The following is an 11,589-nucleotide window of genomic DNA, read 5'->3' as shown; positions in this document are numbered from 1 at the left end:
GTGTTTTTTACGCGATACTTGCCAGCGACCCACTGTGCCGTATTACAGTCACCGTCAATTCGCCGCAGTTCTTCCGACTCGAGTGCCCATGAACGAACAGTTGCAACCCCTAAAGAAACAACCGCGAGCAGGCAAAGCCGGCCGCAGCGGTACCCAGGACGATATTGTCTACGCGCATATCTTCGAGGCCATCCTCGAGCAGCGTCTGGCGCCCGGCACCAAGTTGAGCGAAGAAGCGCTGGGGGAAATTTTCGGGGTCAGCCGCACCATCATTCGCCGCGCCTTGTCGCGCCTGGCCCATGAAGGCGTGGTGCTGCTACGTCCGAATCGCGGCGCCGTCGTTGCCAGCCCGAGCGTCGAAGAGGCGCGGCAGGTGTTCATGGCCCGGCGTCTGGTCGAGCGCGCGATCACTGAATTGGCGGTGCAGCACGCCACCGCCGAGCAGATTGCCGAATTGCGTCAGATGGTCAACGACGAGCGCGACAGCTTTTCCCGTGGCGACCGGGGTGCCGGCATCCGTCTATCGGGTGAATTCCACCTGAAACTGGCTGAAGCGGCGAAAAACGCCCCGTTGATCAGCTTCCAGCGCAGCCTGGTGTCCCAGACTTCGCTGATCATCGCCCAGTACGAAAGCGGCAACCGTTCCCACTGTTCCTACGACGAGCACACCCAGTTGATCGACGCTATCGAGAAGCGCGACGCTGAGCTGGCCGTCAACCTGATGATGCATCACATGGATCACATCGACAGCAAGCTCAACCTCGACGAGGAAAGTGCTTCGGATGATCTGCATGCAGTGTTCTCGCATTTGTTGCAGACCAAGAAGCCTGGGCGTTCGCCAGCGAAAATCTGATAGACCGCGATGGCGGTATGACAGGCAATAAAAATCCCCCGGGCTGAAAAGCGCCGGGGGATTTTTTATGGGCGCAAACTTTTACCGCTGATGCACCAGATTCCCTGCCGCATAAGTCTGCAGCACAGTCCGGTCATCCCCCAGCGTCATCAACACGAACAACGTCTCGGCGATGTTATGGGCCTGTTTCAGGCGATAGCCCAGCAGTGGCGTGGCGTTGTAGTCCAGCACCAGGAAGTCGGCGTCGGTGCCCGGTTGCAGGTTACCGATCCTGTCTTCCAGGCGCAGCGCGCGGGCGCCACCGAGGGTGGCCAGGTACAGCGACTTGAACGGGCTCAGGCGTGCGCCTTGCAGTTGCATGACCTTGTAGGCTTCGTTGAGGGTTTGCAGCAGCGAGAAACTGGTGCCGCCGCCCACATCGGTGCCGATGCCGACATTGAGTTTGTGCTTCTCGGCCATCGGCAGGTTGAACAGGCCGCTGCCAAGGAAGAAGTTCGAGGTCGGGCAGAACGAGATGGCCGAACCGGTTTCTGCCAGTCGCGCGCACTCGTCATCGCACAGGTGCACGCCGTGGGCGAACACCGAGCGCTCGCCGAGCAACTGGTAGTGATCGTAGACGTCCAGGTAGCCTTTGCGCTCCGGGAACAACTCCTTGACCCACTCGATTTCCTTGAGGTTTTCGCTGATGTGGGTCTGCATGTACAGATCCGGGTATTCAGTCAGCAACTGGCCGGCCAGGGTGAGCTGTTCCGGGGTACTGGTCGGTGCGAAGCGTGGGGTGACGGCGTAGTGCAGGCGACCCTTGCCGTGCCAGCGCTCGATCAACGCCTTGCTTTCCATGTAGCTGGATTCGGCGGTGTCGGTCAGGTAGTCCGGCGCGTTGCGGTCCATCATCACCTTGCCGGCGATCATCCGCAGATCCAACTGTTCGGCCGCTTCGAAGAACGAATTCACCGATTGCGGGTGCACGCTGCCGAAAACCAGCGCGGTGGTGGTGCCGTTGCGCAGCAGTTCCTTGATGAAAATGTCCGCGACTTCGTCGGCGTGGGCCTTGTCGGCGAACTGGCTTTCGCACGGGAAGGTGTAGGTGTTGAGCCAGTCCAGCAATTGCTCGCCGTAGGCACCGACCATGCCGGTTTGCGGCAAATGGATGTGGGTATCGATGAAGCCGGGAGTGATCAGTGCGTCCTGATAGTGGGTGATTTCGACGTCAGCCGCCAGGGTCGGCAGCAGTTCGCTGGCGTGGCCGAGCGCGCTGATCTGGCCGTTGTCCACAACCAGCAAACCGTCTTCGAAATACTCGTAGGAGGCTTCGATGCCCACGATGGCAGGGTCGGCGATGCTGTGCAGGATGGCGGCGCGGTAGGCTTTGCGAGTCAGAGGCATGAGAATTCTCAGTTGGAGGCTTGGCTGCGGCGTGACGCAGGCAGCAGTTTGGCAATCGATCCGGTGCTGGCGGTGTGCTGACCGAAATTGGCGTTATAGGTGGCGATGATTTCGCCGGCGATGGAGATGGCGATTTCCACAGGCAACTTGCCTTTGACTTCGCCGATGCCCATCGGGCAGCGCATGCGTTGCACGACGCTGGTGTCGAAGCCGCGGTCGCGCAGGCGATGTTCGAACTTCACGCGTTTGGTCTTCGAACCGATCAGGCCGAAGTAGGCGAAGTCGTTGCGCTTTAGGATGGCGGCGGTCAGTTCGAGGTCGAGTTGATGGTTGTGGGTCATGACGATGCAATAACTGCCCGCGGGCAGGTCGTCGACTTCATCCACCGGTTCTTCGCTGACGATCTTGCGCACGCCATGGGGAATCTGTTCGGGAAACTCCGCATCCCGCGAGTCGATCCAGCGCACCCGGCAGGGCAGGCTGGCCAGCAGTGGCACCAGCGCCCGGCCCACGTGGCCGGCACCGAACACGGCGATCTGCGCCTGTACCTGGCCCATCGGTTCGAACAGCAATACCGTCGCACCACCACAGCATTGGCCGAGGCTGGCGCCGAGGCTGAATCGCTCCAGATGGGTGTCCTGTTTACCGCTGGCCAGCATCTCGCGGGCAATCTGCATGGCTTTGTATTCCAGGTGTCCGCCACCGATGGTGTCGAAGGCCTGGTTCGCGCTGATGACCATCTTCGAGCCGGCATTGCGCGGCGTCGAGCCGAGCTCTTCGATGATGGTTATCAACACGCAGGGCTCACCCCGGTTTTGCAGGTCGGCGAGGGCGTCGATCCAGTTGTACATGTTCACCTCGACATTGTTGTCTGTTCGGCCGTCTTCGCGAGCAGGCTCGCTCCCACATTTTGATCTCTGTCATTCACAAAATTTGTGCCCACTGGAGATCCATTGTGGGAGCGAGCCTGCTCGCGAAGGCCGCGCCTAGGTCTTTAAAGCGAAGCCAGCTCGGTTTCAGCCTCGACAGCCTTCGCCGCCTTCAACTGGCGCATCTGCTCGCAGCCCCACAACACCCGCTCCGGGGTCGCCGGCGCATCGATCTTCGGTTGGTGTTTGTAGTCGCCCAAGCTCGCCACGGCGTCCTTGATTGCGCACCACGAGGCGATGCCAAGCATGAACGGCGGCTCGCCCACGGCCTTGGAATGGAACACCGTGTCTTCCGGGTTCTTGCGGTTTTCCACCAGCTTCACCCGCAGGTCCAGCGGCATGTCCGCCACGGCCGGAATCTTGTAGCTGGCCGGGCCGTTGGTCATCAGCTTGCCCTTGTTGTTCCACACCAGCTCTTCCATGGTCAGCCAGCCCATGCCCTGGATGAAACCGCCCTCGACCTGACCGATGTCGATGGCCGGGTTCAGCGAGGCGCCGACGTCGTGGAGGATGTCGGTGCGCAGCATCTTGTATTCGCCGGTCAGGGTGTCGACCAGCACTTCGCAGCACGCCGCACCAAAGGCGAAGTAGTAGAACGGCCGGCCACGGGCCTGGCTGCGGTCGTAGTAGATTTTCGGGGTCTTGTAGAACCCGGTGCTCGACAGCGACACCTGGGCGAAGTACGCCTGCTGGATCAACGCTTCGAAGGTCAGGATATGGTCGCGTATGCGCACATGGCCGTTGTGGAATTCCACGTCCTCTTCGCTGACCTTGTATTGGCGGGCAGCGAATTCCACCAGGCGTTTCTTGATGGTTTCCGCCGCGTTCTGCGCAGCCTTGCCGTTCAGGTCGGCACCGCTGGAAGCGGCGGTCGGCGAGGTGTTCGGTACTTTGTCGGTGTTGGTCGCGGTGATTTGCACGCGGTCCATTTCCACCTGGAACACTTCGGCCACAACCTGTGCGACCTTGGTGTTCAGGCCCTGGCCCATTTCGGTGCCGCCGTGGTTCAGGTGGATGCTGCCGTCGGTGTAGACATGCACCAAGGCGCCTGCCTGGTTGAGGAAGCTGGCGGTGAAGGAAATGCCGAATTTCACCGGGGTCAGCGCCAGGCCTTTTTTCAGGATCGGGCTATTGGCGTTGTAGCGACGGATCGCTTCGCGACGCTCGGCATACTGGCTGCTTTCTTCAAGTTCTGCGGTCATCTCTTCGAGCATGTTGTGCTCGACGGTCTGGTAGTAATGGGTGACGTTGCGTTCGGTCTTGCCGTAGTAGTTGGCCTTGCGCACGGCCAGCGGGTCGAGGGCCAGGTGACGGGCGATGGCGTCCATCACTTCCTCGATGGCGACCATGCCTTGCGGGCCGCCGAAACCGCGGTAGGCGGTGTTCGACGCGGTGTTGGTCTTGCAGCGATGACCGTTGATGGTCGCGTCGCCCAGATAGTACGAGTTGTCCGAGTGGAACATCGCCCGGTCGACGATCGACGCCGACAGGTCAGGCGAACAGCCGCAGTTGCCGGCCAGTTCCAGGTTGATGCCGTGCAGGCGGCCGGTGCTGTCAAAGCCCACATCGTATTCGACATAGAACGGGTGACGCTTGCCGGTCATCAGCATGTCTTCGACCCGTGGCAGACGCATCTTGGTCGGTTGGCCGGTGAGGTGCGCGATCACCGCGCACAGACACGCAGGGCTGGCCGCCTGGGTTTCCTTGCCACCGAAACCACCGCCCATGCGGCGCATGTCGACGACGATCTTGTTCATCGACACGTCCAGCACTTCGGCCACCAGCTTCTGCACTTCGGTGGGGTTCTGGGTCGAGCAGTAGACGATCATGCCGCCGTCTTCGGTCGGCATCACCGAAGAGATCTGGGTTTCCAGGTAGAAGTGTTCCTGGCCGCCGATGTGCAGGGTGCCTTGAATGCGGTGCTCGGCGGTGGCCAGTGCCGTGGCCGAATCGCCACGCTTGTGAGTGTGGCTTTCCAGGACGAAGTGGCGTTTGCGCAGGGCTTCGACCACATCCAGCACGGGTTCGAGGTCTTCGTATTCGATGATCGCGGCCATGGCCGCCTTGCGTGCGGTTTCCAGGTCTTTCGCGGCAACGGCGACCACGGGTTGACCGACGAATTGCACGGTATCGATGGCCAGCAGCGGATCGCCGGGCAGCAACGGGCCGATGTCTTTCAGGCCCGGTACGTCTTCGTGGGTAATGGCGATGCGCACGCCTTCGAAGGCGTAGCAGGGCGCGGTGTCGATGCTGATGATGCGGGCGTGGGCGCGGTCCGACATGCGCGCATAAACGTGCAACTGGTTCGCAAACTCCAGGCGATCGTCGATGTACAGCGCTTCACCGGCGACATGCTTGGCGGCGCTGTCGTGCCTGACGCTGCGGCCGACACCGGTGGTCAGGTCCTTGGCGAACAGTTCAGCCAATTCGGCTTGGGTCTTCTCTACGGCGTGATGATTAGACATAAGCGGTCACCCGAGTCTCGATGTGCGGTGTTTGCAGTTCGATGAAGTATTTGCGCAGCAGGTTTTGCGCGCTGAGCAAGCGATATTCCTTGCTGGCGCGGAAGTCCGAGAGCGGCGTGAAATCTTCGCCCAAGGCGGCGCAGGCACGTTCAACGGTGGCGTTGTTGAACGGCGAACCGAGCAATGCGGCCTCGCAAGCAGCAGCGCGTTTCGGGATGGCCGCCATGCCGCCGAACGCGACGCGGGCCTCGGCCACCACGCCGTTTTCCAGGCGAATGTTGAAGGCAGCACACACGGCGGAAATGTCGTCATCCAGGCGCTTGGAAACTTTGTAGGCGCGGAACAGTTTTTCGACGCTGGCGCGCGGCACGATGATCTTCTCGATGAACTCGCTTTCCTGGCGCGCCGTGACGCGGTAATCGATGAAGTAGTCTTCCAGCGCCAGGGTGCGGCGGGTTTCGCCTTTGCACAGCACGATTTGCGCGCCGAGGGCGATCAGCAGGGGCGGCGAGTCACCAATCGGCGAGGCGTTGCCGATGTTGCCGCCGAGGGTGCCCTGGTTGCGGATCTGCAAGGAGGCGAAGCGGTGCAGCAATTCACCGAAGTCCGGGTACTCGGCGTTCAAGGCCTCGTAGCAATCGGAAAGGGCCGTGGCTGCGCCGATTTCCAGACGATCGTCAAAACGTTCGATGCGTTTCATCTCGGCGACGTTGCCGACGTAGATCATCACCGGCAGGGTGCGGTGGAACTGCGTGACTTCCAGCGCCAGGTCGGTGCCGCCAGCCAACAGGCGAGCCTGTGGATAAGCGTCGTAGAGGTCGGCCAGGTCGGCCACGGTCAGCGGCACCAGGCAACGTTTGTCGCCGCTGTTGAGCTCGCCGATATCGCTAGGGGCAATGGCTTTCAGGCGCGCAATGGTGTCGGCCTCGCGGGCGTCGAACTGGTCCGGTTGCTTGCCGCAGCAGGACTGTTCGGCGGCTTCCAGGATCGGCCGGTAGCCGGTGCAGCGGCAGAGATTGCCGGCCAGTGCTTCGTGGGCTTTGGCATGATCCGGTGCATCGCTGTTCTTTTGCAGGGCAAACAGAGACATCACGAAGCCTGGGGTACAGAAGCCGCATTGCGAGCCGTGGCATTCGACCATGGCTTTCTGCACGCTGTGCAGTTGACCTTTGTGCTTGAGGTCTTCAACGCTGATCAGTTGTTTGCCGTGCAGGGACGACACGAAGGTCAGGCACGAGTTGAGGCTGCGATAGCGAATGTGTTCGCGGCCGTCATCATCCGTTTGCAATTCGCCGACCACCACGGTGCAGGCGCCGCAGTCACCGCTGGCGCAGCCTTCTTTGGTGCCGGGCTTGCCCACATGGTCGCGCAGATAATTGAGCACGGTCAGGTTCGGGTCCAGGGCGTGCTCGCTACGGAGTTCCTGGTTTAGTAAAAACTGGATCACGGAAGGCCTCGCAGACTCATTATTGTTGTTAACCGATAGGACCGAATTTAGCAGGTCTGACTTTTCGGTCAATGATTTTCTGACTTAAAGGTCAGGAAATTGCATTTTGTCGATTAACATCCTGTTCCTTAATTATTGTCGTTGGTTCGATAGCCTGCCTTTTTGCCTGAATTCTGCTTGAATCGTGCCAAAAACCTCCGGGTGGGCACTCCGCCATGAGGCAGCAATTGCGCTACACTGCGCCGCTTGTACAGATCGAAGAGTTTGAAGAACAACCATGACGTTCAAGGCGCCGGACAGCCTCGCCGAGCAAATCGCTCACCACCTCGCCGAACGCATCATTCGCGGCGAAATGAAGCCCGGGGAGCGCATCCAGGAACAGAAGGTCACACTGGCCCTCAATGTCAGCCGTGGTTCGGTCCGCGAGGCCTTGCTGATCCTCGAGCGTCGGCACCTGATCGCGATCCTGCCGCGACGTGGCGCCCACGTGACCGAGCTCACCGCACACAAGGTGCAGAGCCTGTGCACGCTGATGAGCGAGATGTACATCCTGCTGGCCAACTCGGTGGCCAGTGGCTGGAAAGTCGAGGCTGACCTGGCGCCGTTCGTGCAGATTCAGCAGCGCCTGACCGCCAGCTACGAGCGCCAGGACATCCACACCTTCGTCGATGAAAGTTTCAACGTGATGCGAGCCGCCTATGGGTTTGCCAACAACCCGTACCTGCAGGAAACCGTCGAGAATCTGCAGCCGGCCATGAGTCGTGCCTATTTCCTTGCCCTGGACCAGCGCAAGGCTTCGATGAGCGAGTTTCTGGAACTGTTCGAACGCTTGCTCGCGGCCGTGATCGCCCGTGACTTTGCGCAGATTCGCGTGGTGCTGACGGCTTACGCCCAGCGCAGTTGCGATCTGGTGATCTCCGCTCTGACGGACGCCTGAGCGTGCGCCTAAAGTGCATCAAGCTGGCGGGGTTCAAGTCCTTCGTCGACCCGACCACGGTGAACTTCCCCAGTAACATGGCGGCGGTGGTCGGGCCCAATGGCTGCGGCAAGTCGAACATCATCGACGCCGTGCGCTGGGTAATGGGCGAGAGTTCGGCGAAGAACCTGCGCGGCGAGTCGATGACCGACGTCATCTTCAACGGCTCCACCAGCCGCAAGCCGGTGAGCCAGGCCAGCATCGAGCTGGTGTTCGATAACTCCGACGGGACATTGCTCGGCGAGTACGCTGCCTACGCGGAAATTTCCATTCGCCGCAAAGTGACCCGCGACAGCCAGACCACTTATTACCTCAACGGCACCAAATGCCGGCGCCGCGACATCACTGACATCTTCCTCGGCACCGGCCTTGGCCCGCGTAGCTACTCGATCATCGAGCAGGGGATGATCTCCAAGCTGATCGAGTCCAAGCCCGAAGACCTGCGCAACTTCATCGAAGAAGCGGCGGGGATCTCCAAGTACAAGGAGCGCCGGCGCGAGACGGAAAACCGTATCCGCCGCACCCACGAAAACCTTGAGCGCCTCACCGACCTGCGTGAAGAGCTTGAGCGTCAGCTCGAACGCTTGCACCGCCAGGCCGAGGCCGCCAGAAAGTATCAGGAATTCAAGGGCGAGGAGCGTCAGCTCAAGGCCCAATTGTCGGCCCTGCGCTGGCAGGCGCTGAACGATCAGGTCGGCCAGCGTGAAGCGATCATCGGTAATCAGGAGATTTCTTTCGAAGCCCTGGTGGCCGAACAACGCAATGCCGATGCGAGCATCGAGCGCCTGCGTGACGGGCACCACGACCTGTCGGAGCGCTTCAATCTGGTGCAAGGGCGCTTCTACTCGGTCGGCGGCGACATTGCCCGGGTCGAGCAGAGCATCCAGCACGGCCAGCAGCGTCTACGGCAATTGCAGGATGACCTGAAAGAAGCCGAGCGCGCACGCCTGGAAACCGAATCGCACCTGGGCCACGACCGCACGCTGCTGCTGACCCTCGGCGAAGAGCTGGACATGCTCACCCCGGAACAGGAAGTCACCAGCGCCGCCGCCGAAGAGGCCGCCGCCGCGCTGGAAGAATCCGAAACCACCATGCATGGCTGGCAGGAGCAGTGGGATACGTTCAACCTCACCGCCGCCGAGCCGCGCCGTCAGGCCGAAGTGCAGCAATCGCGGATCCAGCAGCTGGAAACCAGCCTTGAGCGTCTGGCCGATCGCCAGAAACGTCTTGGCGAAGAGCGCGCCTTGCTCTCGGCGGACCCGGAAGACGCGGCAATCATGGAGCTCAGCGAGCAGCTCGCTGAATCCGAAGCGACCCTTGAGGATTTGCAGACCAGCGAACAAGCGCAGGTCGAAAAGCTTGAGCAATTGCGTCAGGAGCTGCAGCAGGCGCTGTCGGCGCAACAACAGGCCCAGGGCGATTTGCAGCGGCTCAACGGTCGACTGGCTTCGCTTGAGGCCTTGCAGCAAGCCGCGCTTGACCCGGGCACCGGCACCGCCGAGTGGTTGCGCGAACAAAATCTCGCGGATCGCCCGCGCCTGGCCGAAGGCCTGAAGGTTGAAGCCGGTTGGGAGCTGGCGGTGGAAACCGTTCTCGGCGCCGACCTGCAAGCGGTGCTGGTGGACGATTTCAACGATTTCGATCTGTCGGGTTTTGCCCAGGGCGATTTGCGTTTGCTCAGCCCGGCCAGCGATGGCATACGAGTGCCGGGCAGCTTGCTGGACAAGGTCGAGGCGCAGATCGACCTGTCGCCATGGCTGGGGCAAGTCAAGCCGGTCGACAGCCTTGAACAGGCCTTGGCCTTACGCGGGCAACTGGCTGCAGGGCAGAGCCTGATCAGCCGTGACGGTTACTGGGTCGGTCGGCATTTTCTGCGTGTACGCCGAGCCAGCGAAGCGGAAAGCGGCGTGCTCGCCCGTGGTCAGGAAATCCAGCAACTGGGCCTTGAGCGCGAAACGCTTGAAGCCGCTGTCGAAACCCTGGAAACCCGGCTTCAGAATCTCAGGGCGCAACAGCGTCAGCAGGAAAACGGTCGCGAACATTTGCGTCGCTTGCTGCAGGACGAAGCGCGTCAGCAAGGTGAATTGAAGGCTCAATTGTCGGCCGGCAAAGCCAAGGTCGAGCAATTGACCCTGCGCCGTACCCGCCTTGACGAAGAGCTCACCGAACTGGACGAGCAACGGGCCCTGGAGCACGAAAACATCGGTGAGGCGCGCCTGCACTTGCAGGAAGCCCTCGACAGCATGGCGCAGGACACCGAGCAGCGTGAACTGCTGCTGGCGCAGCGCGACAGTTTGCGTGAGCGCCTGGACCGGGTGCGTCAGGAAGCGCGGCAACACAAGGATCACGCCCACCAGTTGGCGGTGCGTTTGGGTTCGCTCAAGGCACAGCATGACTCGACGCGCCAGGCGCTGGAGCGGCTGGAGATGCAGTCCGAGCGGCTGACCGAAAAACGCGAGCAACTGAGTCTCAATCTGGAGGAGGGCGAAGCGCCACTGGAAGAATTGCGTTTGAAGCTCGAGGAGTTGCTCGACAAACGCATGACCGTCGACGAAGAACTCAAGACCGCGCAGATCGCCCTCGAAGACGCCGACCGCGAATTGCGCGACGCCGAGAAGCGCCGCAGCCAGGCCGAACAACAATCCCAGTTGATTCGCAGTCAGCTCGAAACCCAGCGTATGGAATGGCAAGCCCTGACCGTGCGCCGCAAGACCTTGCAGGACCAGTTGCTGGAAGACGGCTACGATCTCCACGGCGTACTCGCGACATTGACTGCCGAGGCCAGCGAGAAGGACGCCGAGGAAGAACTCGAGCGCATCGCCGCGAGGATTCAGCGCCTGGGCGCGATCAACCTGGCGGCCATCGATGAGTACCAGCAACAATCGGAACGTAAACGTTATCTGGATGCCCAGAACGACGATCTGGTGGAGGCGCTTGAAACCCTTGAGAACGTGATTCGCAAGATCGACAAGGAAACCCGCAACCGCTTCAAGGATACCTTTGATCAGATCAATGGCGGTTTACAGGCGCTTTTCCCAAAAGTTTTCGGTGGAGGCCGCGCGTATTTGGAACTGACGGGCGAAGATTTACTCGATACAGGGGTAACAATCATGGCGCAGCCGCCAGGGAAGAAGAACAGCACCATCCATTTGCTCTCCGGCGGCGAAAAAGCCCTGACCGCATTGGCCCTGGTTTTTGCGATCTTCAAGTTGAACCCGGCGCCGTTCTGCATGCTCGATGAGGTTGACGCGCCACTGGATGACGCTAACGTTGGACGCTACGCGCGATTGGTAAAAGAGATGTCACAGACAGTGCAGTTCATCTATATCACTCACAACAAGATCGCTATGGAAATGGCCGAACAACTGATGGGTGTGACGATGCACGAACCCGGTTGTTCGCGTCTGGTGGCAGTGGATGTCGAGGAGGCGATGGCGATGGTGGACGCCTGAGTCGTGGTTGCAGGAAGGGTGTTTACGGTTAGTAGGACTCTTTTCAACGCTTCGACTTGCTGGCCAATCGACATATTCGCG

Annotated in this window: 7 protein-coding genes; 3 read left to right on the top strand and 4 right to left on the bottom strand. The window is 60.8% G+C overall.

Going from position 1 to position 11,589, the window contains the following annotated elements; genetic code table 11:
* The first annotated feature begins 88 nt into the window (after positions 1-88).
* The gene (locus CAF65_RS14055) at positions 89-853 is read left to right on the top strand and encodes a GntR family transcriptional regulator (RefSeq protein WP_007971481.1); all 765 of its coding nucleotides are present in this window, start codon (positions 89-91) and stop codon (positions 851-853) included.
* 81 nt (positions 854-934) lie between these two features.
* Here the strand turns inward: CAF65_RS14055 and guaD are convergent, their stop codons facing one another.
* From guaD to xdhA, 4 genes are all read right to left on the bottom strand, one after another.
* Positions 935-2,239 (bottom strand): guanine deaminase, encoded by a 1,305-nt coding sequence (guaD, locus tag CAF65_RS14050; protein ID WP_085716805.1) that lies wholly within the window; start codon positions 2,237-2,239, stop codon positions 935-937.
* An 8-nt stretch (positions 2,240-2,247) separates the two neighbouring features.
* Entirely contained in the window at positions 2,248-3,090 is an 843-nt protein-coding gene (gene xdhC / locus CAF65_RS14045) for a xanthine dehydrogenase accessory protein XdhC (RefSeq protein WP_085716804.1), read from the bottom strand.
* A 143-nt stretch (positions 3,091-3,233) separates the two neighbouring features.
* Positions 3,234-5,633 carry a xanthine dehydrogenase molybdopterin binding subunit gene (gene xdhB, locus CAF65_RS14040; protein WP_085716803.1) on the bottom strand — a complete coding sequence of 800 codons (2,400 nt, stop codon included), beginning with the start codon at positions 5,631-5,633 and terminating at the stop codon, positions 3,234-3,236.
* Complete coding sequence (gene xdhA, locus CAF65_RS14035; protein WP_085716802.1) at positions 5,626-7,080, bottom strand: xanthine dehydrogenase small subunit; 1,455 nt, start codon at positions 7,078-7,080, stop codon at positions 5,626-5,628. Before xdhA ends, xdhB begins: the two co-directional genes overlap by 8 nt.
* A 277-nt stretch (positions 7,081-7,357) precedes the next feature.
* Between xdhA and CAF65_RS14030 the strand changes: the two genes are divergently transcribed.
* Positions 7,358-8,017 (top strand): GntR family transcriptional regulator, encoded by a 660-nt coding sequence (locus CAF65_RS14030; RefSeq protein WP_085716800.1) that lies wholly within the window; start codon positions 7,358-7,360, stop codon positions 8,015-8,017.
* A 2-nt stretch (positions 8,018-8,019) separates the two neighbouring features.
* The gene (smc, locus tag CAF65_RS14025; RefSeq protein WP_085716799.1) at positions 8,020-11,508 is read left to right on the top strand and encodes a chromosome segregation protein SMC; all 3,489 of its coding nucleotides are present in this window, start codon (positions 8,020-8,022) and stop codon (positions 11,506-11,508) included.
* Positions 11,509-11,589 lie beyond the last annotated feature (81 nt).

It is taken from the genome of Pseudomonas sp. B28(2017), from assembly GCF_002113025.1.
Taxonomy (GTDB): domain Bacteria; phylum Pseudomonadota; class Gammaproteobacteria; order Pseudomonadales; family Pseudomonadaceae; genus Aquipseudomonas.
Note: the sequence above shows the minus strand (reverse complement) of the source record. Positions and strands in the feature narration are given on the sequence as shown.